The sequence below is a fragment of the Mesorhizobium sp. M0514 genome (assembly GCF_040321145.1).
In the GTDB taxonomy this organism is placed as follows: Bacteria; Pseudomonadota; Alphaproteobacteria; order Rhizobiales; family Rhizobiaceae; genus Mesorhizobium.
Map to the genome: position 1 here is coordinate 57363 of NZ_JAMYQZ010000001.1, position 24436 is coordinate 81798.

21 protein-coding genes and 1 pseudogene are annotated in these 24436 nt (G+C 63.0%); 5 read left to right on the top strand and 17 right to left on the bottom strand.

All coding sequences use genetic code 11. The features are described from left to right. Positions 1-11: 11 nt before the first annotated feature. Positions 12-1163, bottom strand: coding sequence for a ceramide glucosyltransferase (locus tag NKI61_RS00280; RefSeq protein WP_352838637.1), 1152 nt, complete (start codon positions 1161-1163; stop codon positions 12-14). A gap of 221 nt (positions 1164-1384) precedes the next feature. Here NKI61_RS00280 and apaG point away from each other — a divergent pair, with 221 nt between their 5' ends. Next, positions 1385-1777: a Co2+/Mg2+ efflux facilitator ApaG/CorD gene (gene apaG, locus NKI61_RS00285; protein ID WP_023818784.1), complete on the top strand. Its 393-nt coding sequence runs from the start codon at positions 1385-1387 to the stop codon at positions 1775-1777. Positions 1778-1963: 186 nt separating this feature from the next. Here apaG and NKI61_RS00290 read toward each other — a convergent pair whose 3' ends face one another. The 3 genes from NKI61_RS00290 to NKI61_RS00300 form a co-directional block, all read right to left on the bottom strand. After that, entirely contained in the window at positions 1964-2995 is a 1032-nt protein-coding gene (locus NKI61_RS00290; RefSeq protein ID WP_031198187.1) for an Hsp33 family molecular chaperone, read from the bottom strand. 108 nt (positions 2996-3103) lie between these two features. Beyond that, positions 3104-4015, bottom strand: coding sequence for an ornithine carbamoyltransferase (gene argF / locus NKI61_RS00295; RefSeq protein ID WP_023669629.1), 912 nt, complete (start codon positions 4013-4015; stop codon positions 3104-3106). Positions 4016-4033: 18 nt separating this feature from the next. Continuing rightward, positions 4034-5233 (bottom strand): aspartate aminotransferase family protein, encoded by a 1200-nt coding sequence (locus NKI61_RS00300; RefSeq protein WP_023823724.1) that lies wholly within the window; start codon positions 5231-5233, stop codon positions 4034-4036. A 358-nt stretch (positions 5234-5591) separates the two neighbouring features. Here NKI61_RS00300 and NKI61_RS00305 point away from each other — a divergent pair, with 358 nt between their 5' ends. Then, positions 5592-6110 carry a GcrA family cell cycle regulator gene (locus tag NKI61_RS00305; protein WP_023669627.1) on the top strand — a complete coding sequence of 173 codons (519 nt, stop codon included), beginning with the start codon at positions 5592-5594 and terminating at the stop codon, positions 6108-6110. Positions 6111-6221: 111 nt separating this feature from the next. Here the strand turns inward: NKI61_RS00305 and NKI61_RS00310 are convergent, their stop codons facing one another. The 3 genes from NKI61_RS00310 to NKI61_RS00320 all read right to left on the bottom strand — a co-directional run bounded on the left by NKI61_RS00310 (position 6222) and on the right by NKI61_RS00320 (position 9428). Further along, positions 6222-7229: a magnesium and cobalt transport protein CorA gene (locus NKI61_RS00310; protein WP_023692534.1), complete on the bottom strand. Its 1008-nt coding sequence runs from the start codon at positions 7227-7229 to the stop codon at positions 6222-6224. 95 nt (positions 7230-7324) lie between these two features. Beyond that, positions 7325-8047, bottom strand: a complete 723-nt coding sequence (gene phoU, locus NKI61_RS00315; RefSeq protein ID WP_023681951.1) for a phosphate signaling complex protein PhoU — start codon at positions 8045-8047, stop codon at positions 7325-7327. Between the two features lie 115 nt (positions 8048-8162). After that, entirely contained in the window at positions 8163-9428 is a 1266-nt protein-coding gene (locus tag NKI61_RS00320; protein ID WP_352838638.1) for an ATP-binding protein, read from the bottom strand. 102 nt (positions 9429-9530) lie between these two features. Between NKI61_RS00320 and ppk2 the strand changes: the two genes are divergently transcribed. Then, on the top strand, positions 9531-10436 hold the full coding sequence (gene ppk2 / locus NKI61_RS00325; RefSeq protein ID WP_352768390.1) for a polyphosphate kinase 2: 906 nt from the start codon (positions 9531-9533) through the stop codon (positions 10434-10436). 200 nt (positions 10437-10636) lie between these two features. Here ppk2 and NKI61_RS00330 read toward each other — a convergent pair whose 3' ends face one another. Then, positions 10637-11275: an acyl-homoserine-lactone synthase gene (locus tag NKI61_RS00330; RefSeq protein ID WP_023681954.1), complete on the bottom strand. Its 639-nt coding sequence runs from the start codon at positions 11273-11275 to the stop codon at positions 10637-10639. 275 nt (positions 11276-11550) lie between these two features. Further along, positions 11551-12282: a helix-turn-helix transcriptional regulator gene (locus NKI61_RS00335; RefSeq protein WP_023669621.1), complete on the bottom strand. Its 732-nt coding sequence runs from the start codon at positions 12280-12282 to the stop codon at positions 11551-11553. Between the two features lie 296 nt (positions 12283-12578). Between NKI61_RS00335 and NKI61_RS00340 the strand changes: the two genes are divergently transcribed. Next, on the top strand, positions 12579-13394 hold the full coding sequence (locus tag NKI61_RS00340) for an ABC transporter substrate-binding protein (protein WP_050588532.1): 816 nt from the start codon (positions 12579-12581) through the stop codon (positions 13392-13394). Between the two features lie 85 nt (positions 13395-13479). Here NKI61_RS00340 and NKI61_RS00345 read toward each other — a convergent pair whose 3' ends face one another. Further along, on the bottom strand, positions 13480-13893 hold the full coding sequence (locus tag NKI61_RS00345) for a tellurite resistance TerB family protein (protein ID WP_352838640.1): 414 nt from the start codon (positions 13891-13893) through the stop codon (positions 13480-13482). Between the two features lie 156 nt (positions 13894-14049). On the opposite strand from NKI61_RS00345, the gene NKI61_RS00350 reads away from it, so the two are divergent. After that, positions 14050-15699 carry a lysine--tRNA ligase gene (locus NKI61_RS00350; protein ID WP_352838641.1) on the top strand — a complete coding sequence of 550 codons (1650 nt, stop codon included), beginning with the start codon at positions 14050-14052 and terminating at the stop codon, positions 15697-15699. Here NKI61_RS00350 and NKI61_RS00355 read toward each other — a convergent pair. The 7 genes and pseudogenes from NKI61_RS00355 to NKI61_RS00385 all read right to left on the bottom strand — a co-directional run bounded on the left by NKI61_RS00355 (position 15662) and on the right by NKI61_RS00385 (position 24361). Continuing rightward, entirely contained in the window at positions 15662-16534 is an 873-nt protein-coding gene (locus NKI61_RS00355; protein ID WP_352838642.1) for a thermonuclease family protein, read from the bottom strand. The two genes, NKI61_RS00350 and NKI61_RS00355, sit on opposite strands and share 38 nt — an antisense overlap. Positions 16535-16542: 8 nt before the next feature. Beyond that, positions 16543-17193, bottom strand: coding sequence for a S24 family peptidase (locus tag NKI61_RS00360; protein ID WP_352500236.1), 651 nt, complete (start codon positions 17191-17193; stop codon positions 16543-16545). Between the two features lie 305 nt (positions 17194-17498). Beyond that, positions 17499-17629, bottom strand: a pseudogene (locus NKI61_RS32880) (thioesterase family protein); the annotation flags it as partial. Between the two features lie 38 nt (positions 17630-17667). After that, positions 17668-19887: a 3-hydroxyacyl-CoA dehydrogenase NAD-binding domain-containing protein gene (locus NKI61_RS00370; RefSeq protein ID WP_352459180.1), complete on the bottom strand. Its 2220-nt coding sequence runs from the start codon at positions 19885-19887 to the stop codon at positions 17668-17670. A 23-nt stretch (positions 19888-19910) separates the two neighbouring features. Beyond that, positions 19911-21119: an acetyl-CoA C-acetyltransferase gene (locus NKI61_RS00375; RefSeq protein WP_023669613.1), complete on the bottom strand. Its 1209-nt coding sequence runs from the start codon at positions 21117-21119 to the stop codon at positions 19911-19913. A 31-nt stretch (positions 21120-21150) separates the two neighbouring features. Beyond that, positions 21151-22320 carry an acyl-CoA dehydrogenase family protein gene (locus tag NKI61_RS00380; protein WP_352838643.1) on the bottom strand — a complete coding sequence of 390 codons (1170 nt, stop codon included), beginning with the start codon at positions 22318-22320 and terminating at the stop codon, positions 21151-21153. A 232-nt stretch (positions 22321-22552) separates the two neighbouring features. After that, entirely contained in the window at positions 22553-24361 is a 1809-nt protein-coding gene (locus NKI61_RS00385; RefSeq protein WP_023740745.1) for an acyl-CoA dehydrogenase, read from the bottom strand. Positions 24362-24436: the final 75 nt, after the last annotated feature.

Below are 24436 nucleotides of genomic sequence, written 5' to 3' on the forward strand. Positions count from 1 at the left end.
GCCGCGAGGCGTCACGCTCCCGACGAAACCTCTTCCAGTTCGGCCGTCTTGGTGCCGATGGTCATGATGTTGCCGCGCCAGTCGACGGCGCCGCTCAGCCAGCCGCGCGCCCAGATGGCGGGAAGCATCATGTCGCGCACCATCATCGCCGGGACCATGCGCAGCGACAGGTGCCAGCCCTTGGCCGCGGCCAGCGCGCATTCGGGAATGTAGGCCGCCGTCAGCACGGCCAACACCGTGGCCGGCAGGCTGATGCCGGCACTTGCGGCCGCCACCAGCGCCAACGCCAACGGCACGGCGACGCCGGTCAGGATCTCGGGTGCGAAAAACAGCGGGAAAGTGACGCGGCGCAACCGCGCCCAGCGCGCCTGACGCGACCAGATGTCGGCAAGTCGGCGCTGCCCCAGTAGTTGCTCGAAAGGCGAGGCAACGAGATTGACGCGCAGGCCCAGTCCGTTGACCAGCTTGGTTGCAGCAGCATCCTCGGCGATCTCGGCGGCCAGCGCGCGGATACCGCCATTGGTATCGAGCATCGGCTTGTTCCACAGCATGCTCTTGCCCTGGGCAAAGCCGAGGCCAAGCGCCTCGCCGGCATATTGCCAGCGCGCCTGCAGCGTGTTGAGGAACGCGCATTCGACCTCGGCCCAGAAGCCTTCCGGCCGCGAGCCGATCGGCGTCGAGCAGATAAGCCCGGTATTGGTACGCCAGGCCGCCATCAGGTGCTGGACGTAATCCCTAGGCATCAGCACGTTGGAATCCGCCAGAATAACCCAATGATTGCGCGCCGCTTCCCAGCCCTTGACGCAGTTGTTGAGCTTCGGGTTGCTGCTGACGCGGTCGTCGCCGATCAGCAGCCGGGCCGGCACGTTGGGAAACAGGACGATCGCCCTGTTTATCAGTTTGACGACGGGATCGTCGGCGTGAGCGACGCAGAAGATCAGTTCGTAGCGCGGCCAGTCGAGCGAGAAGGCTCGCTGCAGCGTCTCTTGTGTGAACGGCTCCACGCCGCGCGACGGCACGACGATCGAGACCGGTGGCTGCTCGTCGGACGGCGGAGGGATAAGGCGACGCGCTTGCAGTTTCGACGAAGCAAGCAGGATGCTGGCGAGATTGGAATGAAGCAAAGCGGAGGAAGCGAAGGCGGCTGTGAGAGCTAGTTCCATGAGATCTGGTCACTCCGGAAAGGCCGCTCGCGGCTGCTTTGTCAGTCGACAGATGGGCCTTGAGTCGCCGGCAAGGTTTGCGCACACCAACACTGTCATGTGTCACTTAAATGACATTGTTTGTCGGCACCTCCGCTTTGAGGCTGGCAGGACATGCCGTTGTGCGCGTATCAAACCGCATAGCGCGACAAATGTTCCTTGCCGCGCAACCGGAGCAGCCCATGTATCGCGCCGTCACGCGCAACATCGAAGTGCAGGTCAGACCGTTCTACCTGGAGGACCGCTCGGACCCGGCGGAGAACCGTTATGTCTGGGGCTACCAGGTGACGATCGACAACCAGTCCGACGATTTCGTGCAGCTTATGTCGCGTTACTGGCACATCACCGACGGCAGCGGCCGGATCGAGGAAGTGCGCGGCGCCGGCGTGGTCGGCGACCAGCCTGAGCTCAATCCGGGCGACAGCTATCAATACACGTCAGGCTGCCCGCTCTCGACGCCCTCCGGCATCATGGTCGGCCACTACACCATGCGCAACAAAAAGGGCGAGACGTTCGACGTCGCTATTCCCGCGTTTTCGCTGGATCTGCCGGGGACGCGGCGGACGGTGAATTAGGGGTTTTCTCCCCATCTCTATACGGGGAGAAATGCCCGGCAGTGCAATGAGGGGCGACGCCGGACTCATGAGGTTATCTTCCACGCACATGACGTAGGCTATGCGCGGCCATTCACCAAAGTTCGCGCTGCCCCTCATCCGCCCTTCGGGCACCTTCTCCCCGTGAACGGGGAGAAGGAAGAGATGCTACTGAGTTGCAAACTCCGCCGGGTCGAAGTCGTACTGCTTCGAGCAGAACTCGCAGGCGACGTGGATGCCGCCATCTTCGGTGCTGTCCTTGATCTCCTGCGCGGAAAACCCCTCGAGGATGCCGCGTATCTTGTCCCTTGAGCAGGAACATTGGTCGGCAACCGGCACGCCGCCGAAGACGCGCACGCCATGTTCGTGGAACAGCCTGTAGAGCAGCCGCTCGGCGCCGATGGTCGGGTCGATCAGCTCGGTCGGCTCGATGGTGCCGAGCAGCGCCACCAGCTCGCGCCAAGAATTGTCGGCCGGCTCGTTCATCACGTCGCGCGGATCGCCGTCGCCCCCCGAAATGTCGGGCACGCGCATGCGCTCGGGCGACTGCGGCAGGAACTGCGCCAGGATACCGCCGGCGCGCCACTGCTCGCGCGCACCGCCGGGGCCGGGCGTCAGCAGCTTGGCCACCGACAGCCTGAGGTCGGTCGGGATCTGCTCCGACTGGCGGAAATAGGTGCGCGCGGCGTCTTCCAGCGTCTCGCCGTCGAGCTGGACGATGCCCTGATAGCGCTGCGTGTGCGCCCCCTGGTCGATGGTCAGCGCCAAAACGCCGCTGCCCAGCAGCGTCTGCTGCGAGGTCTGGCCTGCGGCCACCAGGGCCTCCAGCCGGTCGGCATCGAAGCGCGCATAGGCGCGCAATGCCGAGGGCGTGGAGAAATCCGCGACCAGCATGTCGACAGGCCCGTCGGTGCGGGTCTGCAGGATGAACTTGCCCTCGAATTTGAGCGAGGTGCCGAGCAGCACCGTCAGCACACAGGCTTCCGCCAGCAGGCGGGCGACCGGCTCGGGATAGTCATGACGGTTGAGGATGGCGTCGAGCATCGGCCCGAGCTGCACGGTGCGGCCGCGCACGTCGAGCGGGCCTACCTCGAAGGGCACGACATGATCGTCGCCGGCATAGCCGAACTCGCCGAGTTTGGGGTGATGTTCAGTCACTTGATGCGTTTCCAACATGACAAAGCTCCAGGGCGCGGCCATGCGGCCCGGAGGGGTGCATGCGTCCAAACGCGCTTGATTTGCGTGATGGGGCGCAAATAGGCATCGCGTCGCCCCGGATCAAGCGCTTGGAGATCAAGCGCCTGGAGATCAAGCGCCCAGACACCAGGCCAAAACCGCCTTCTGGGCGTGGAGCCGGTTCTCGGCTTCGTCGAAGACCACCGAATGCGGACCGTCGATGACCTCGTCGGTGACTTCCTCGCCGCGATGCGCCGGCAGGCAGTGCATGAACAGGGCGTCGGGCTTGGCCCTGGCCATCAGCGCCGCATTGACCTGATAGGGCGAGAAGACATTATGGCCGCGGGCGCGGTGTTCCTGGCCCATAGACACCCAGCAGTCGGTGACGATGCAGTCGGCTTGGTCGACGGCCTCTTCGGGCGAGCGGGTGAAGTGCAGCTTGCCGCCATTGGACTTCGACCAGTCGATGTGCTTTTGCGCCGGCTCGCTGCCTTCCGGCACTGCGACGTTCAGGTTGAAGCGGAACCGCGCCGAAGCTTCGAGCAGCGAATGCAGCACGTTGTTGCCGTCGCCGGTCCAGGCGATGGTCTTGCCGGCAACCGGACCGCGATGCTCCTCGAAGGTCATGATGTCGGCCATCAGCTGACAGGGATGGGTGTCGTCGGTCAGCCCGTTGATGACCGGAATCGTGGCATTCTCGGTCAGCTCGAGCAGCCGCTCATGCGACGTGGTGCGGATCATGATGGCGTCCACATAGCGCGACAGCACCTTGGCGGTGTCGGCAATGGTCTCGGAGCGGCCGAGCTGCATTTCGGTGCCGGTCAGCATGATGGTCTCGCCGCCGAGCTGTCGCATGCCGACGTCGAAGGACACGCGCGTGCGCGTCGACGGCTTGTCGAAGATCATGGCCAGCACCTTGCCTTCGAGCGGTTTGGTCCGTTCGCCGGCCTTGAGGCGCGCCTTGCGCACCACCGCATCGTCCAGCATCAGGCGCAGATCGCCTTCGGAAACGGCGGAAAGATCGGTGAAATGGCGAAGGCTCATCGGGAATGGTTCTCGGGATTACTTCGCGGCGGCCGCGGCGATGGCGTCGGTCAGGCCCTTGGCAGCGGCGCGGATGCGATCGAGCGCTTCGCCGATCTCGGCGTCGGTGACGGTCAGCGGCGGCAGCAGACGAATGACGTTGTCGCCGGCCGGCACCGCCAGCAGATGCTGGTCGCGCAGCGCCATGTTGACCTTGGTGTTTGGCATGGCGCATTTCAGGCCAAGCATCAGGCCGCTGCCCCTGATGCCTTCGATGACATCGGGAAATTCGTCGGCGACCGCCGCCAGGCCCTGCTTCATCAGCAATGCCTTGCGCTGGACGTCTTCGAGGAAGCCGTCTTCCAGCACGACGTCGAGCACAGCGTTGCCGACCGCCATGGCCAGCGGATTGCCGCCGAAAGTGGTGCCATGCACGCCTGCCGTCATGCCGACGACAGCGTCGTCGGTGGCGAGGCACGCGCCCATCGGAAAGCCGCCGCCAATGCCCTTGGCAATCGCCATGATGTCTGGCGTCACGCCGGTCCATTCATGCGCGAACAGCTTTCCGGTGCGACCGATACCGCACTGGACCTCATCGAAGATCAGCAGCAGGCCATGCTGGTCGCAGAGCTGCCGCAGCCGTTTCAAGGATTGCGTCGGCACCGGGCGGATGCCGCCCTCGCCCTGTACCGGTTCGATCAGGATCGCGGCGGTCTCTGGTGTGATCGCCTTCTCGGCGGCGTCGATGTCGTCGAAGCCGACCTGGTCGAAGCCTTCGACCTTGGGGCCGAAGCCTTCGAGATATTTGTACTGGCCGCCGGCGGCGATGGTCGCCAGCGTGCGGCCGTGGAAGGCGCCTTCGAAGGTAATGACCCGGAAGCGCTCGGGATGGCCCTTGACGAACTGGTAGCGCCGCGCCGTCTTGATCGCGCATTCGAGCGCCTCGGCGCCGGAATTGGTGAAGAACACCTTATCGGCGAAGGTGGCGTCAGCCAGCCGCTCGCCGAGCCGGGCCTGCCCCGGGATCTCGTAGAGATTGGAGACGTGCCAGAGCTTGGCCGCCTGTTCGGTCAGCGCCGAGACCAGATGCGGATGGCTGTGGCCCAACGAATTGACCGCGATGCCGCCAGCGAAATCGAGATATCGCTCGCCCTTGTCGGTAACCAGCCAGGTGCCTTCGCCATGGTCGAAGGCCAAAGGGGCGCGGGCAAAGGTCTCGTAAAGCGCCGAACCGCTCATTATATGCGTCTCCGGTACCGGAAAAATCAAAAAAGCCGCCAAAGCGGCGGCCTTTGCGGCTTATCGTGTTTTTCGGCCATGAAGTCAACGAAAACGTCGTGCAGAGGCGCGCGGCAAGCTCCCGACGAGACGCCGGCTCATAAGCGACCGGGCAAGTTGGGGAAAACCTAAAAAACCGATTCGTGTTGCACCTGGGACTCTTGTCACCGAGTCAACACATGAGGTAATTGTAGTCGGGAAATAACTAGATTTCGTGCGGCGGACCTAATCACCTAATATATGTGGTGTCTGCCCCGGCAAAGATTGCCGGGTCGGGAATGGATTCCGGCTGCCGCACACTTAGCAGGAGCGCGGTCTCATGAACTGGACTGACGAGCGGGTCGAACTTCTCAGGAAACTGTGGTCGGAGGGCTTGAGCGCAAGCCAGATCGCCGCACAACTCGGCGGGGTCAGCCGCAACGCGGTCATCGGCAAGGTGCACCGGCTGAAGCTGTCGGGCCGCGGACGCTCGACCGCGACGCCGGCGCGTCAGAAGAAGACAACGCAGGGATCTTCGATCCAGAAATCGGTGCCTCGCGCCGCAACCACGCAGCGCCATGTCACGACGTCGATCGGGGCGAACGCGCTGCAGGCGCAGTTCGACGCCGAGCCAGTGGCGCGCCACTACATCCGCCCGGTCGAAAACGTCGTCGTGCCGATCTCGCGGCATCTGCAGCTCACCGATCTCACCGAGCGCACCTGCAAATGGCCGAATGGCGACCCGCTGTCGGAAGACTTCAACTTCTGCGGCAACGAGGCGGCTGAAACCGGACCTTACTGCAAGTACCACGCAAGGGTGGCGTTCCAGCCGGCTTCAGAGCGGCGCAGGAGCCGGTAGTTAGGAATAGGGATTGGGGACTGGGCAGTAGGGAATGGGGTAGCGCTCGTGAGGCGCTACCTTATTCTGCCTACTGCCTACTGCCTACTGCCTACTGCCTACTGCCTACCATCACAGCCACCCACTCTTTCGAAATCGCCAATACAAAAACGAGCAGATCAGCGCAATCGAGACCAATACGACGGGATAGCCGTATTGCATCTTCAGTTCCGGCATGTCGTCGAAATTCATGCCGTAAATGCCGGCGAGCGCCGTCGGCACCGCCAGGATCGCCGCCCATGAGGCCAGCTTCTTGGTGTTCGCGGTTTCCTGGCTCTGGCCGACCAGCAGGCTGGCTTCGAAAGCGAACGCCAGAACCTCGCGCAGGCTGTCGATCTTTTCCTGCACGGTGCGGATATGGTCGGTGACATCGCGAAACAGCGGATGCATTGCGGTATGGATCTGCGGCAGTTCGGCGCTGGTCAGCCGGCGGCAGACCTCGACCAGCGGCAGCGCCGCATTGCGCAGGCGCAACAGATCGCGGCGCAGCATATAGAGCCGCTCGATGTCAGGACCGGTCATCGGCTTCAGCAGCACCCTGTCCTCGATCGCCTCGACCTCGTCCTCGATCTGCTCTAGCACCGGCATGTAGTTGTCGACGATGAAGTCGAGGATGGCGTAGAGGACGAAATCCTCGCCCTTGGCCAGTGAGTGCGGACAGCTTTCCCAGTGCTGGCGCACGGCGGCGTATGAGGTCGAGGGACCATGCCTGACGCTGACGATATAGCCTGAGCCGACGAACAGATGCGTCTCGCCGAAGGTGACGCGTCCGTCTATCAGTTGTGCAGTGCGGGCAACAATGAACAGCGCATCGCCATATTGCTCGATCTTCGGCCGCTGGTGCGGATGTTCGGCGTCTTCAATCGCCAGCTCATGCAAATGGAATTGCGCCTTGACGCGCAGCAGAAGCTCGCGGTCGGGTTCGAGCAGCCCGATCCAGACGACATGGCCCGACTTCTTGGCCCATTCACCGGCTTCCTCGATCGGAATGTCGGCGATGCGCTTGCCGGCGGTGTAGACGCTCGACGCGATGATGCCGGACGATGCCGGCGCCGGCTTGAACTCTCGGACATATTCCATCGCAGCCTCCTGAGCGCCTGGCCTTGGCCAGGAACCGAGACGCTAACATCCGGGCAGTTTAGCGCAATATGATTAAGCGTTCGAGGGGCGCGCGATCACTTCACCGGCAGCGCCGGAAGGGCAATCTTGTCGGTCTTGTCGCCCTTGGGACGCTCGGCCGGCAACTGCTCGCCGGTGACGATGTAGTAGATCGTTTCGGCAATGTTGGTGGCGTGGTCGCCGATGCGCTCGATGTTCTTGGCGCAAAACAGCAGATGCGTGCACGGCGTGATGTTGCGCGGATCTTCCATCATGTAGGTCAGCAATTCGCGAAACAGCGAGGTGTACATGGCATCGATCTGGTCGTCGCGGTCGCGAACGAAGCCTATTTTCTCGACCGAGCGCGAGGCATAGACGTCGAGCACTTCCTTGAGCTGGGTCAAAGCGAGTTCGGCCAGCGCCTCGAGGCCGCGAAACAGGCTGGTCGGCTGGCGGCCGTCAATGACGCTGACCACACGCTTGGCGACGTTCTTGGCGAGGTCACCGACCCGTTCGAGGTCGGCCGAAATGCGGATGGCGCCGACGATCTCGCGCAGATCCGTCGCCATGGGCTGGCGCTTGGCGATGATGACGATGGCTTTGTCGTCGATTTCGCGCTGGCCATCGTCAAGCACGATGTCGTCACGAATGACCTTCTGGGCGAGGCCGGGATCGGCATTGACCAGCGCCTGGATCGCCTGCTCGACCATGCGCTCGGCATGGCCGCCCATCGCAGCGATGCGCTTCGCCAGGTATTTCAGCTCTTCGTCATAGGCGCTGACAATGTGTACGGACTGCATGGGCGAAATGCCTTCCTCAAATCTTTGGCCTTTTGAGTCGTTTCCTCGACCCCTGTGCTGATACGCTAGCCGGATGACAGAAAGAAGAAACAGGCAGTTAGCAGATAGTACCGCCTCAGCCTGCCGGCAAATGGACCGTGAACGCCGCGCCCTTGCCAACCTCCGACTTGATCGAAAGCCGGGCGTTGTGGCGCGTCAGAATATGCTTGACGATGGACAGGCCAAGACCGGTGCCTTTCTGCGTGCGGCTGCTCTCCACGTCGACGCGATAGAAGCGCTCGGTAATGCGCGGTATGTGCTCTTCCGGGATGCCCGGGCCATAGTCCCTGATGGTTATATCGATGCCCGGTTCCGGGCCGGCCTCGCCCCGCGCGATCGACACCGTGACGCGTCCGCCAGGCTGGCCGTATTTGCAGGCGTTTTCCAAGAGATTCTCGAACACCTGGAACAGCTCGTCGCGGTCTCCGGGCACGTCGAGCGGCCCCTCGGCGTAGTCGCGTTCGATGACGACGCCGTTCTCGCTGGCGAGCGGGCCTAGTGAATCGATGACGCTGTCGATGGTCTGGCGCAGATCGACCTCGGTTCCCGGCCTCAGGTAAGGCTTCATTTCAAGCCTCGACAGCGACAGGAGATCGTCGATGAGGCGCGCCATGCGGCCGGTCTGGTTCTGCATGATCTCCAGGAACTGCTCGCGCGCCGCCTGATCGTTGCGGGCCGGGCCGCGCAACGTCTCGATGAAGCCCGAGATTGAAGCAAGCGGCGTGCGCAACTCGTGGCTGGCATTGGCTATGAAGTCAGCGCGCATGCGGTCGATGCGGCGCGTCTCACTCTGGTCCTTGAATACCAGCACATAGAGATCGGTGGCGTGGCCGACCGAGGACGCGCTGACCCGGTAGGCGCGTTCCACCGGCAGCTTCTCGGTGTAGTCGACGGCATCGGAGGCGACGGCTCCCGACAGTACGCCGTCCAGCAATGCCTGCATTTCCGGGGCGCGGAATTTCAGCGACAGCGACAGGCCGGGCGCGATGCCGCCAAAGGCGGCATAGGCGGCGGCATTGGCGTGGACGATGGTGGCGGTGCGGTCGAAGATGATCAGCGGATCGGCAACGGCAGCCGCAAGGTATTCGCCAGAAAGCCGCTGCAGCCCGCTCGCCTCGACCGTGGTAATGGTCTCAGCAGACCGGCTGGCGCCACCGGTTGGCAGAAGCGCGGCGGCCAGCAGCACCGTCAACGCAGCCAGGACGACATAGGCGGAGATACCGGCAAACCCATAAACGGCCATGATGGCGATCGCACCGGCGGCAAGCAGCCATCGGCTGTTCCACAGCCGGCCGGCGACGGCCTGCCCCGTGGTTGTCCGCTCTGCGCCGGTGTCAGCCATTCGTGCTTTCCGTGCTTCTGCGCCGGTCCCGCCGAAACTTCCGCTGGACCGGGTTTGAGGCCCCCCATAGCATGAGTCCGCAAGCTGGAAAGGTTCGTCTCGATGAAAAAAGCCAAGGAAAGTCCCGCCGCAGAGCCGGCAAAGGGGCCGCTGAAGATCAAGGTGGACGGCAAGGAGCGGGAGTTCGACATCGAAAACCCCGAGCTTCCCAGCTGGATCGAGGACCACAAACTGACCGCAGGCGACTACCCCTACGACAAGAAAATGAAGAGCGAGGAGTATGACGAGACGCTGGAGCGGCTGCAGATCGAACTGGTCAAGGCGCAGGCCTGGCTGCAGGCGACCGGCAGCAGAGTGATGTCGCTGTTCGAGGGGCGCGATGCCGCCGGCAAGGGCGGCACCATCTCGGTGCTGCGCCAGTATCTCAATCCTCGAACCGCGCGCAATGTGGCGCTGACCAAGCCGACCCCAACCGAAGTCGGGCAATGGTACTACCAGCGCTACGTCGCCCATTTCCCGACATCGGGCGAATTCGTCACCTTCGACCGGTCCTGGTACAACCGCGGCGGCGTGGAGCCGGTGATGGGCTTCTGCACACCGGAACAGCATGCAAAATTCCTCGACGAGACGCCGCATTTCGAGCGGATGATCTCCAACGACGGCATCTATTTCTTCAAATTCTGGCTCAACATCGGCCGCGAAACCCAGCTCGAACGGTTTCACGACCGCCGCTGGTCTCCGCTGAAGAACTGGAAGTTCTCGCCGATCGATATTGCCGGCATTACCAAATGGGACGACTACACCAAGGCGCGCGACCAGATGGTCGAGTGCACGCACAAGCAGTTCGCGCCCTGGATCATCGTGCGGGCCAATGACAAGCGACGCTCGCGGCTGGCCGTCATGCGGCGCATCCTGTTGTCGCTGCCCTATGATGGGCGCGATCTCGACGCCATCGGCAAGGAAGACAAAAAGATCGTCGGCGAAGGGCCGTCGTTTCTCGAGAAGTAGAGACTGGCCTCGATAGGCAGAGGCTGAAATACAGAGCCCACCCCCACACGGAGGTGGGCTCTGTGGCCATTGTCTAAAGCCCATCGCATTTGAACGGATTCACGCGACGCGCTTTAGGTCTTTGTTTCATGCATGTCGTTCTCTCAAAACCGGGGCCACTTTGAGCGACATGCATTAAAGCGCGTCGGGTGAAGACAGTCTCACGACGCCTGCCGCATGCCGAGCATGTGGGGGGTGCCCCTGGCCAACACCGGGGCGTGATGGTTGCGGCGCGAACGCACGACATCCAGCGTATGCTCGTTGAAGGTCAGCAGTGTGGCGACGACCTGCTGGTTGCCATAGGTGCGCTGGTAACCGAGCGGCGTCGCCAGGAAGTGCAACTGCAGCGTCCGCAGCACCCACACCGGCTCGACCTCGATAATGACCTGATCGACATTGCGAGCAAGGCCCCATTCGACGAAGCCGGCGATCAGTTCGGTGCCGACCGTAGACACGCCGCGCTTACCATCGCGAAAGCCTGGCGCCACCGCGTAGCGGGTTAGCTCCCAGACATTCGGTCCCGAAGGGCGCTTTCCCTCGCAGAGTTCCGGCATCACATCGCTAAGGAGATGCGGCCGTGTGGTCGGCAGCATCCGATGATAGCCTGCAAGCTCGCCATTGCGGATGACAAGGTGGTGTTCGGCCTCATCATGGTCGAATTGATCGATTTCGAGGCCGTCCGGGCGATCGAGATCGGTCCACCGCATCTCATCGACGAAGACCTTGTAACGCAGGCGATGGACGGCCTCCCATAGGTCGGGACGTTCCATCAGTTGTTGAGTGGTAAGGGAAAATAGCATTAGCCGTCTCCTGGGCTTAAGAGGAAGATACGGCCGGGCTTTCCCGAAAAAATTGCGCGAAGGTGTTGGCAAGGATTTCCAGGCTGCCACAGCCGACATGGCTAATATAGCTGCGCCTAAACGCCTCCGCGATGGCGTGCACCCTGTTGGCGACGCCGAGTCTGCTTTTGGCGTTAAGAAAGCATTAGCTGTCTCAAGAGGACGACAGGGGCCGGTCTTTTCTGAAGATATGACGCCGACAATGCGGCCATAAATTTCGGGCCGCCAGAACCGGCCTAGCTGATATAGCCGTGCCTGACTGCTTCGGCGACTGCCTGCACACGGTTGGCGGCGCCTAGTTTGCTCTTGGCGTTGAGAAGGTGTTTCTCAGAGGTATGCTCCGAGATGCCGAGGATCTGCGAAATCTCCCACTCGGATTTTCCGACCGCCGCCCATTGCAGGCATTCGCGCTCGCGCGGCGTCAATTCAATGTGATCGATAGATTTGCCGGCCGTCGTTTGAAGCTGCATGGCGCGGCCGATGGCATAGGTGGAGGCCAGCGAGACCATTGCGAATTCGGCTTCGGACAGTTCGACCGCCTCACCGCCCAGCGAAACCAGCGCGATCTGGCCTTCGAGCGTGATCAGCGGGAAGGCGAGGCCGTCACGCAGCTTGAACTGGCGGGCGTCGCGCATTACCTCGGCGCTGCTCTTGTCGGCGGGCATGCTTTGAACGGCATCGCGCCATTGGAATGGCGCCCGAAACTGCTTCAAATGGCTGACGACCGGATCGTGGTCGACGTAGTTGCGCGATAAGTAACGCTCCAGCCATTCGCTAGGCCAATCGCAGAGCAGCACATGGTCCTTCGTCTGGCTGCTTGGTGTACCGGGCTGCGGCACCGTTGCGGCTATCAGGGCCGTCAATCCGAAATTCGAGGTGACACTAAGTAGCTGCTCGCACACCGCAGCCGACGTGTCGGCACGCTGCACCCGGTCAATATATTCAAGTGTCCGGTCAAAATAACCCATCGCAACATCTACCCCATGTTGCCTACCGCTCTTGAGACCGATGCTACGTGCCTGACCCGCACTTAGCCATCAACCCCGGATTGCAAAGCCACATCCTTAGCTTTTCTAACGCCAGCGACCGCCAACCCCGGGCCGACTCTGTGCGGCTATTTGCAACCTCGCCAAAGCATAACCCGAAATTTGCCCTTTGAAATCAAAAACAATTGTGCCTGCGCCGTTTTCGTATCACAAGCCAACGGCCAAGACGGGCGGAGTTTTTTGTGACATCACGCTGGATAGCCATCGCCTTGCTGTCGATGCTGATCGGAGTGCAGCCGTTTGCCGGCGCTGTGCGGGCAGCGGAACCGCAGGTGCCGGTGCTTTGGGATGCCAAGGAGCGGCTGCCGAAGCCGGACCTTTCGGCGCTGCCGAGGCTCAGGTTCCTCACCACAACCGATTTCCCGCCCTTCAATTTTCTCGACGGCACGGGCCGACTGTCCGGCTTCCACATCGACCTGGCGCGGGCGATTTGCGCCGAACTCGACATCGCCGACAAATGTCAGATCCAGGCGCTGCCCTGGGCCGAACTCGACGACGCGTTGCAGAAGGGCGAAGGCGAGGCGATCATCGCCGGCATCGCCGCCACGCCGGAGACGCGGGCGAAGTACAGCTTTTCGCGCTCCTATCTACAGTTTCCGGCGCGCTTCATCATGCCGAAGACCAAGGCCTTCGCCGAGCCGATCCTCGACAAATTGCGCTCGAAGCGGGTCGGCGTGCTGGCCGGCTCGGCGCATGAAAAGATGCTGCGCGATTATTTCGGCACCGTGCAGATCATCCGCTTCGACCGGCCGGAAGACCTCTACAGCGACTTGAAGAGCGCCAAGATCGATGCCGCCTTCGGCGACGGCATGCGCTTTTCCTTCTGGCTGGGCGGCACGGACGCCGCCGGTTGCTGCCGCTTCGCCGGTGGACCCTACCTGGCGCCGGAATATCTGGGCTCCGGCATGACCATTGCCACCCGGGCCAGCGACCCGGCGCTGGCCGCAGCCATGGACTACGCGCTGCAGGAGATATCGGTGAAAGGCACCTTCGCCGAATTCTACCTCCGCTATTTCCCGGTCAGTTTCTTCTGATCCGGTTCCCGGTCAGTTTCTTCTGATCCGGTTCCCGGTCAGCTTTTTCTGATCCGGTCCCGGTCAGCTTCCTCTAGGGGCTGGATCAGGTCAGCGTGCGCAGGCGGGCCTTCGCCCCGCGCGCGATGGCCGCGGCGGTCAGCGTGTCGAGATCGAGCTCACGCCGGATCAACTGCAGCACTCGCAATTCCTCCATGCGCATTTCTAGATCGACGGCGGCAACCTCGAAGGCCGCGGCATAGGCGGTGTCGTGCAGCCGTTCGGGCAAAGTCTCGGCGACACGCTCGAGCACGCCTTCCAACCCATCCTTTTCATGCAGCATCTTCTGGCAGTCCTGCGCAATGGCGATCAGCCTGTCCTGCTTGAAATCCTCGAACACCGGCCAGCTGCGGACGACGTCGCCGATGCGCGCCAGTTCGATATCGGTCATGTCGCGATCGGAAGCCGAGGTGATGACCATCAGGTAGATCAGGGCTTCATGGGTGGACGGCAACGACATTCAAAACTCCTTGATAGTGAGGGTCGAAGGTAGGGACGCTACGGCGCCGTCGCAACGAAAACGCCTGATATCGTTGACGCTCCGCCCCGTCGCGCCTAGAGACCCGGTTGAAAAATCTTACCAGCCGCGAAAGCCGGCCATGACTGGAACTTTGACATGACGGGATCAAACATCGCCGATCTCAACCCCGAAATGCTTGCGGCAGCCGCCGAAAGCAAGGCTTGGCCGTTCGAGGAAGCCAAAAAGATCATCGAGCGCTACAAAGGCGCCGACTTTCCCGAGACCGTCCTGTTCGAGACCGGCTACGGTCCGTCGGGTCTGCCGCATATCGGCACGTTCGGCGAGGTCGCGCGCACCTCGATGGTGCGCCATGCCTTTCACGTGCTGACCGGGAACAAGGTCAAGACCAAGCTGCTCTGCTTCTCCGACGACATGGACGGCATGCGCAAGATCCCCGACAATGTGCCGGATCGCGCAGCCCTCGAGCCTTATCTTCATATGCCGCTTTCGTCGGTGTCCAATCCGTTCGGCGGCGACTATGCGAGCTTTGCCGACCACAACAACGCGATGCTGTGCCGCTTCCTCGACACGTTCGGCTTCGACTACGAATTCGCCAGCGCCACGCAGTACTACAAGGCCGGCCGCTTCGATGCGATGCTGGTGCGCGCCGCCGAGCGCTACGAGCAGATCATGGCGGTGATGCTGCCGACGCTGGGGCCGGAGCGGCAGGCAACCTACAGCCCGTTCCTGCCGATCTCGCCGAAGAGCGGGCGCGTGCTCTACGTGCCGATGAAGCATGTCGACGCCAAGGCCGGCACCATCACCTTCGACGATGAGGGCACCGAGACCACGCTTTCGGTGACCGGCGGGAAGGTCAAGCTGCAGTGGAAGCCGGATTTCGGCATGCGCTGGGCAGCGCTCGGCGTCGATTTCGAAATGTTCGGCAAGGACCACCAGACGAACGCGGTGATCTACGACCGCATCTGCAACATTCTCGGCGGGCGCGCGCCCGAGCATTTCGTCTACGAACTGTTCCTGGACGAGAACGGCCAGAAGATCTCGAAGTCGAAGGGCAACGGGCTGACCATCGACGAATGGCTGCGCTACGCGCCGACCGAAAGCCTCGGCCTCTATATGTATCAGCGGCCAAGGCAGGCGAAAAAGCTCTATTTCGACGTCATCCCACGCGCCGTCGACGAGTACTACACCTTCCTCAACGCCTATCCGCGCCAGGACTGGAAGGAGCGGCTGGGCAATCCGGTCTGGCACATGCATGACGGCAAGCCGCCTTCCATCGACATGCCGGTGCCGTTCTCGCTGCTGCTCAACCTGGTCAGCGCCTCCAACGCGCAAAACAAGGATGTGCTGTGGGGCTTCATCTCGCGCCATGCATCTGGCGTGACGCCGGCGACGCATCCCGAACTCGACCAGTTGGTCGGTTTCGCCATCCGCTACTTCGACGATTTCGTGAAGCCGACGAAGACCTTCCGGCCGGCCGACGATGTCGAACGCGTGGCGCTGGAAGCGCTTGGCAACGCGCTTGCTGGCCTGCCGGCCGGCGCCGACGGCGAAGCGATCCAGAACGCTTCGCTCAACGTGGCGCGCAAGATCGAACGCTATCAGGACCATTCGAAGAAGAGCCCGGACGGCGGCCCTGGTGTCTCGGGCGCTTTCTTCCAGATGATCTACCAGGTGCTGATCGGCCAGGAACGCGGACCGCGCTTCGGTTCGTTCGCAGCCCTCTACGGCATCGCCGAAACCCGCGCGCTCATTGAGCGGGCGCTGGCTGGTCAGTTGGCGGCGTAATTTCCGTCCCGGCCGGCGGCGTGTCTATCGCCGGGGCATCGAGGATCGGTTGCGACGCCGTCGGTGCCGCAACAGGCGTTGGCGCCGGTGGCAGGCCGCCAAGATCGGGCGCGGCGCCGAAGACGCCCTTCTTGGCGGCGCGCGCCTTGTCGCCCGCTTCGACATAGGGGCCGCCTGCCGTGGCGCGCGCCCAGCCGTTTTCGACCAGCCACTGGCCGACATCCAGCTTGCCGATGCGGCATTCGGCGGCGATCAGCGCACGGTCGGCCTCCGGCGGCACCTTGCAGGCAACGGCCCGGCCGCGCAGGAAAGACCGGAACGCCGTGCGCGCCCTGATACCGCAAGCCCAGGACTTGCCGTCCTCGGTGCAGGTCTCGTCTTGCCTGACGATGTCGATGCCGGAGACCGTCACGGAATAACCATTGGCTTCGATCAGGCCGGCGGCGGCCGCGACCGGCTGGAACAGCTTTGTTCCTCCCCAGTCGTCGACCGCTCTGCGCCCACGCGGCTTGGGCGGTCCGGCCAGCGCCAGGTCGCTCAGCGGCGCGCGTGGCTCAACCCGTTCAAGTTCTTCTACCGGCAGCGGCGGCGGTGCGATGGCCTCGGGATCGATCGCCCTCGAATGCACCTGAGACGAGTGCATCGGAGGCTTGACTGGCTGGACCTCGGGGATCGCTGACGTCGCCGGCTCCTCGGGCACGGCCTCGGTGTCCGGGTCGATCTGGTCGACGGTGATGGCGGTGCTTTCGTGATGCAGCGCGCGACCGCCGGCGACGACAATGGCGACCATCACCGGGATCGCCAGGAGGGCTATGAGGATTTGAAGCAGACGCACCGCGAGACCTACTGGCTTGCCCAGACGATCCGCGCCACCCATTCGACATCGCGCATCGCGATGTCGCGGTCCGGGTGGTCGGGGTTGAGCGAGATCAGCACGATCGATTTCGTCGTCTGGCGCTCCAGCACCTTGGCCATGACTTCGCCGGCATTGGTCTTGACGACGACGCGGTCGCCCTTGCGGGTAGCGGCGCCCGGCTCGACGATCAGCACATCGCCATTGCGGTAGAGCGGCAGCATGGAATCGCCCTGCACCTTCAACGCATAGGAGGTTTCGGTCGCCCGTGCCGGAAGCTCGACAAGGTCCCAGCCCTGGCCTGAGGGATAGCCGGAATCGTCAAAGAAGCCGCCGGCGCCGGCCTGGGCAAAGCCGAGCAGCGGCACCGCCGAACGCTGCGAGGCTAACGGGCCCGAAGCTGTCTTGGCGCGGCCTTCGACCAGCCCGGTGAATTCGTCGAGCGAAGCGCCTGTCGCCTCGATGATCTTGGCCAGCGATTCGGTCGAGGGCCAGCGCGGCCGCCCATCCGAGGACAGCCGCTTCGACTTGTTGAAAGCGGTGGAGTCCAGACCGGCTCGCCGGGCCAGGCCGGAGGCCGACAACGAATAGCGCTCGGCGAGAGCGTCGATGGCGGCCCAAACTCGGTCATGCGAGAGCAATTCGCTCTCCTCAAAACAGGAAAAAATACCTTTCCTTCTAACGCGCGGTCATCCGATTGTCCACCGGCGCGCGGCCCGATCTCTCAAAAAGCTGCGTGCGGCGACGTTGTCATGGATGCCTCAAACTGCCTTGGGCAGGCTGCGCATCCCTGGTGGGAGGTCATGCAAACTCGCTCGGCCTCGGTCGGCGGCCGCGGTTGAACGGAGCGGGCAAGCGTCCTATCGGACGCGCCAAGGACGCAGTAGCATTTGATTTGGCGCATGATCCTTTCCGAAAATCGATTCCGATTTTCGGGGTCATGCGCGAGGTCGGCGAGCATCATGTAGCGGGCGTTGTTGAGATGGAGGTTGAAGTCGATGTCGGCAGGCAGTGAAAAGCCAGCCGACTTTCGCTGCCGACCGCGTAAGGGCCACGGCGCCTTGCCGTGGCCATCATGCGCGCAAGGCGCCCTCAGACGTACATGGGGCGCTAGCTCAAGCGGCCTTCTTCACCTCGCCTTTCGCATAGGGATCGAAGCGCTCGTAGAAGGTCTCGCCCTTCTCGGCCAGGTCGAGCAGCAACTTTGGCGCCTTGAACTCGGCGCCGTATTTCTTCTGCAGGCCCTTGGCTATTCTGACGAACTCCCTGGCGCCGATGCCGTCGATATAGGACAGCGCGCCGCCGGTGAATGGCGCGAAACCAAAGGCGAGGATCGAGCCGACATCGGCCTCGCGCGGATCGGTGACGATGCCTTCCTCCATCACCCGGGCCGCTTCCAGCGCAATGGTTACCAGCAGGCGCTGCTGCAGCTCCTCATAGTCGACCTGCTCGGCCTCCAGCTGCGGATAGAGATCCTTCAGGCCCGGCCACAGCTTCTTCTTGGCAGGCTTGGCCGGATAGTCGTAAAAACCCTTCCCGTTCTTGCGGCCGAAGCGGCCATGGGTGTCGACCAGCGTGTTGATCAGCGCCATCTGCCTGGGGTCGACAGACTTGTCTCCGATATCCCTGATGGTCTGCTTCATGATCTTCTGGGCAAGGTCGATCGCCGTCTCGTCGGTCAGCGCCAGCGGGCCGACCGGCATGCCGGCGGCCTTGGCGGCGTTCTCGATCATCGGCGCCGGAACGCCTTCGATGAGCATCTTGTAGGCTTCCGACATGTAGCGCAGCACGCAGCGGTTGACGTAGAAGCCGCGCGTGTCGTTGACGACGATCGGCGTCTTCTTGATGGCGCGCACGAAATCGATCGCGGTGGCCAGCGCCTTGTCGCCGGTCTTCTTGCCCAGAATGATCTCGACCAGCATCATCTTGTCGACCGGCGAGAAGAAGTGGATGCCGACGAAATTCTTCGGCCGCGCCGAATTCTTGGCCAGTGCAGTGATCGGGATGGTCGAGGTGTTGGAGGCGAAGACCGCTGACGATTTCAGCACGGCTTCGGCCTGCTCGGTGGCAGCCTTCTTGACGGCCGAATCCTCGAACACCGCCTCGACCACCAGATCGCAGCCGGCGAGATCGGCATAGTCGGCCGTCGGCGTGATCAGCGACAGAAGTCTGTCCTTCTCCTCGGGCTTGGCGCGGCCCTTCTTGACCTGATCGGAGATCAGGCTGTCGGAATGCGCCTTGCCCTTTTCGGCCGACGCCATGTCGCGGTCGAGCAGGACGACCGGGATGCCGGCCTTGGCGGTGACAAAGGCGATGCCGGCACCCATGAAGCCGGCGCCGAGAATACCGATCTTCTTGAACTTGGTCTCCGGCACGCCGGCCGGACGGCGGGCGCCCTTGTTGAGCTCCTGCAGCGACACGAACAGCGAGCGGATCATCGCTGCTGCTTCCTTCGACTGCATGATTTCGGTGAAATAGCGCTGTTCGATCCGCAGACCGGTGTCGAACGGCACCAGCAGGCCTTCATAGACGCATTTCAGGATCGCCGCGGCGGCCGGATAATTGCCGTAGGTCTCGCGGCGCAGGATGGCGATGGCCGGCGGCCACAGATTGAAGCCGGCCGGCGTATAGATTTGGCCGCCAGGCAGCTTGAAACCCTTTTCGTCCCAGGGCTGGACGGCTTTCAGGCCGTTCCTGATCATCGCTTTGGCGGTCTCGATCAGCTTGCCGGGTTCGGCGATCTCGTGGATCAGCCCCATCGCCTTGGCTTTCTGCGGCGACAGCGTCTGGCCGGTGGTCAGCATCTGCAACGCCTGCTGCTGGTCGGTCAGGCGCGGCACGCGTTGGGTGCCACCGGCGCCGGGGAAGATGCCGACCTTGACTTCCGGCAAGGCCATCTTGACCTTTTCGGAGTCAGCGGCAACGCGGCCATGACAGGCCAGCGACAGCTCGAACGCGCCGCCCATGCAGGTACCGTTGATCGCCGAGACCCAAGGTTTGCCCGACGTTTCGAGCTTGCGCCACAAGCCACCCATGCGGCCGGCATTGTCGAACAGGAGCTGTGCCGCCTTCTCCGGGTCCTTGGTCTTCTCCTTGGCAAATACGGCCAGCATCTTCTGCAGCATGGTCAGGTCGGCGCCGCCGGAGAAGCTGTCCTTTCCCGAGGTGATCACCGCGCCCTTGATGGCGGCGTCGGCCACCACCTGGTCGATGATCTTGTCGAACTCGTTCATCACCTCTTCGGTGAAGACGTTCATCGAGCGGTCCGGCATGTTCCAGGTGACCATCGCGATGCCGTCTGCGTCCGTGTCGACCGTGAAGTTTGTATAAGTCATGTCTCTCTCCTTCCGGCCGAAAATCAGACGCGTTCGATAATCGTTGCGGTGCCCATGCCGGCGCCGATGCAGAGCGTCACCAGAGCGGTGTTCAAATCGCGGCGCTCGAGCTCGTCCAGCACCGTGCCCAGGATCATCGCGCCGGTGGCACCGAGCGGATGGCCCATGGCGATGGCGCCGCCATTGACGTTGATCTTGTCGTGCGGGATTTCGAATGCCTGCATGTAGCGCAGCACCACCGAGGCGAAGGCCTCGTTAAGCTCGAACAGGTCGATATCCGACAGCTTCATCTTGGCGCGCTTCAGAAGCTTCTCGGTGACGTCGACCGGACCGGTAAGCATCAGCACCGGCTCGGAGCCGATGTTGGCAAAGGCGCGGATGCGGGCGCGTGGCTTCAGGCCCATCGTCTTGCCGGCCTTCTTCGAGCCGAGCAGTACGGCGGCCGCGCCATCGACGATGCCGGACGAGTTGCCGGCATGGTGGACGTGGTTGACCTCTTCCACCTCAGGGTGCTTCTGCACGGCGACCGCGTCGAAGCCGCCCATTTCACCAGGCATGACGAAGGACGGGTTGAGCGAGGCCAGCGACTGCATGTCGGTCGACGGCCGCATATGCTCGTCATGATCGAGGATGGTGAGGCCGTTCTGGTCCTTGATCGGTATGACGGAGTTCTTGAAACGGCCATCGGCCCAGGCCTTGCCCGCACGCTTCTGGCTCTCGACCGCATAGGCATCGACGTCGTCGCGCGAAAAACCGTATTTGGTGGCGATCAGGTCGGCCGAAATGCCTTGCGGCACGAACCAGCCGGGCAGGCCGACGGACGGGTCCATGAACCACGCGCCGCCCGAGGCGCCCATGCCGACGCGCGACATCGATTCCACGCCGCCTGCAATGACGATCTCGTCGGCGCCTTGAGCGATCTTGGCGGCGCCGAAATTGATGGCGTCGAGGCCTGAGGCGCAGAAGCGCGAGATCTGCATGCCCGGCGCCTTGTTATCGTAGCCGGCCTCGAAGGCGGCGGCACGCGGAATGACGGAGCCGGCTTCGCCGACCGGATCGACGCAGCCGAAGATGATGTCGTCGACGTTTGCAGTGTCGAGGCCGTTGCGGTCGCGCAACGCTTCAAGCGTCCTGGCCGCAAGCCGCACCGCCGGCACCTCGTGCAGCGAGCCATCCTTCTTGCCCTTGCCGCGCGGTGTGCGCACGGCGTCATAGACATAAGCTTCAGCCATTTGCTTGCTCCTTGCTTTGCCGACGTCGCTCTCAGAGAGAGCGGCCGATCAGCAATTTCATGATCTCGTTGGTGCCGCCGTAGATGCGCTGGACGCGGGCGTCGCGGAACATGCGGGCGATCGGATATTCATCCATGTAGCCATAGCCGCCATGCAATTGAAGGCATTCGTCGACGACTTTTCCCTGCAGGTCCGAGAGCCAGTATTTCGCCATCGACGCCGTCACCGGATCCAGCCCGCCATTGATGTGGCGGGTGACGCAATCATTGTAGAAGACGCGGCCGATGGTGGCCTCGGTCTTCAGTTCGGCGAGCTTGAACTGGGTGTTCTGGAACTCGATGATCGCTTTGCCGAAGGCCTTGCGACCCTTGACGTAGTCGATGGTCAGCGCCAGGGCGCGTTCGATCATGGCGATCGCGCCGGTGCCGATCTGCAGGCGCTCCTGCGGCAATTGCTGCATCAGCTGTATGAAGCCCTGTCCCTCTTCGTGGCCAAGCAGGTTCGAGGTCGGCACGCGCAGATCATTGAAGAACAGCTCCGACGTGTCGTTGGCCTTCAGGCCGATCTTGTCGAGGTTGCGTCCGCGTTCGAAGCCTTCGGCCTCGTCGGCCTCGACGACGATCAGCGAGGTGCCCTTGGCGCCTTTGGCCGGATCGGTCTTGGTGACGACGATGATGAAATTGGCCAGTTGGCCATTGGTGATGAAGGTTTTCGAACCGTTGATCTTGTACTGGTTGCCGTCCTTCTCGGCGCGCGTCTTGACGCCTTGCAGGTCGGAGCCGGCGCCCGGCTCGGTCATGGCGATGGCGCCGATCAGTTCGCCGGTCGCCAGTTTCGGCAGCCATTTCTTCTTCTGCTCTTCCGAGCCGTAGTGAAGGATGTAAGGAGCAACGATCGCGTTGTGGAGACCGATGCCGAAACCGTCGACGCCGACATGGCCGATCGCCTCGATGATGGCGCTCTCATGCGCGAAGGTGCCGCCGGAGCCGCCATATTCCTCCGGCATAGAGGCGCAGAGCAGGCCGGCGGCACCCGCCTTGCGCCAGCTCTCGCGGTCGACCATCTCGTTCTTCTCGAACTCGTCGTAGCGCGGCGCGATCTCTTCCGACATGAAGCGGTGCGCCATGTCGTAGAGCATGCCGACCTCGTCCGCCGCCCAGGCGGGCTTCGGCAAGGAGAGCACTTCGGCTGGATTTGTCATGCCGTTTCTCCCGCGCCAACGTCCCCCTCCCCCTCGAGGGGAGGGTGGCCGCGAAGCGGTCGGGTGGGGTCGCCGATGACGTGCTCGACCTTATCTTCGGAATTGACGCGGGTTTGGGGCATTGCGATCATCTCCTACCAAAGCGCCAACCAGCCGGCGCACTGCACGCAAGGACCCCTCCCGGCCCTTCGGGCCACCCTCCCCTCAAGGGGGAGGGGGACGCCAGCCATTTCTAGAACGCTTCCGCAGGCAGCGCCATTAGCGTGTCCGCACCACTGGAAATGCGGGCGAGATGTGCCGATGTCTCGGGCATGATCCGCTCCATGAAGAAGCGCGCCGTCACCACCTTGTTATCGTAAAAAGCCCCATTTTCGTGGACAGATTGGGAGCCATTGGCGCCGGTCTTGCCGAGCGCGGCCTTGGCCATCTGCGCCCACATGTAGCCCAGCGCCACCAGGCCGAAGAGATGCATGTAATCGGTCGACGCGGCGCCGGCATTGTCGGGCTTGGCCATGCCGTTCTGCACCAGCCACATGGTCGCCGCCTGCAGATCGTTGAGGCCCTTCTTCAGCGCCTTCGTGAAAGGCGCCAGCTTCTCGTCGGCGCGGTTCTCCTCGCAGAACTCGCCGACGTCCTTGAAGAAGGCCTGCACGGCGCGGCCGCCATTCAGGCCAAGCTTGCGGCCGACGAGGTCGAGCGCCTGGATGCCGTTGGCGCCTTCATAGATCATGGCGATGCGGGCATCGCGCACGAACTGGCTCATGCCGTGCTCTTCGATGTAGCCGTGGCCGCCGAACACCTGCTGCGCCATGACGGCATGGTCAAAACCCTTGTCGGTGAGCACGCCCTTGACCACCGGCGTCAGCAGGCCGGTATAGTCGTCGGCCGCCTGGCGATCCTTGTCGTCGGCGGAGCGGTGGGCGATGTCGGACTTGATCGCCGTCCACAGCGCCAGCGCGCGGCCGGCCTCGTTGAAGGCCTTCATGGTCATCAGCGAGCGGCGGATGTCGGGATGGACGATGATCGGATCGGCTTGTCTGTCCGGCGCCTTGGCGCCAGACAGCGAGCGGCCCTGCAGCCGGTCCTTGGCGTAGGAGACCGCGTTCTGGTAGGCGATCTCGGACAGCGACAGGCCCTGCAGGCCGACGCCGAGGCGGGCTTCGTTCATCATCGTGAACATCGCCTTCAGGCCGCCATTGGCCTCGCCGAGCAGCGTGCCTTCGGCCTCGTCATAATTCATGACGCAAGTCGAATTGCCGTGTATGCCCATCTTCTCCTCGATCGACCCGCAGGAGAGCGTGTTCTTCTCGCCCGGATTGCCCGAGGCATCGAGCTTCAGCTTTGGCACGATGAACAACGAGATGCCCTTCACGCCCGCCGGCGCGCCTTCGATGCGGGCCAACACGAGATGGACGATGTTTTCCGACATGTCGTGCTCGCCGGCCGAGATGAAGATCTTCTGGCCTGAGATCTTGTAGGTGCCGTTGCCGTTCGGCACCGCCTTGGTGCGCAGCAGGCCGAGATCGGTGCCGCAATGTGGCTCGGTCAGGTTCATGGTACCGGTCCAGGACCCCTCGACCAGCTTCGGCAGCCATGTCGCCTTCTGCTCGTCGGTGCCGTGTGTGATGATCGCAGCGATAGCGCCTTGAGTCAGGCCGGGATACATCATCAGCGCCATGTTGGCCGAAACCATGTATTCGGCAACCGCGGTGTGCACGGCATAGGGCAGCCCCTGGCCGCCGAACTCGACGGGCGCCGCCAGTCCCATCCAGCCGCCTTCGCGATACTGGTCGTAGGCTTCCTTGAAGCCCTTCGGCGTCATCACCGAGCCGTCCTCATGGCGCACGCAGCCTTCCATGTCGCCGACGCGGTTCAGAGGATGCATAACGTTTTCGGCAAGCTTGGCGCCTTCGGCGAGGATCGCCTCGACAACGTCGGGCGTCGCGTCGGCAAATCCGGGAAGGTTGGAGTAGCGCTGATAACCCAGCACCTCGTTGAGCACGAACAGCGTGTCCTGGACCGGCGCCCTGTAGATCGGCATGTGTTTCCTCCACCATGCGGGCCTTGGCCGCGAGATCGGGCCCCGAAACATGAGGTTGGGGGCGGCATGCGGGCC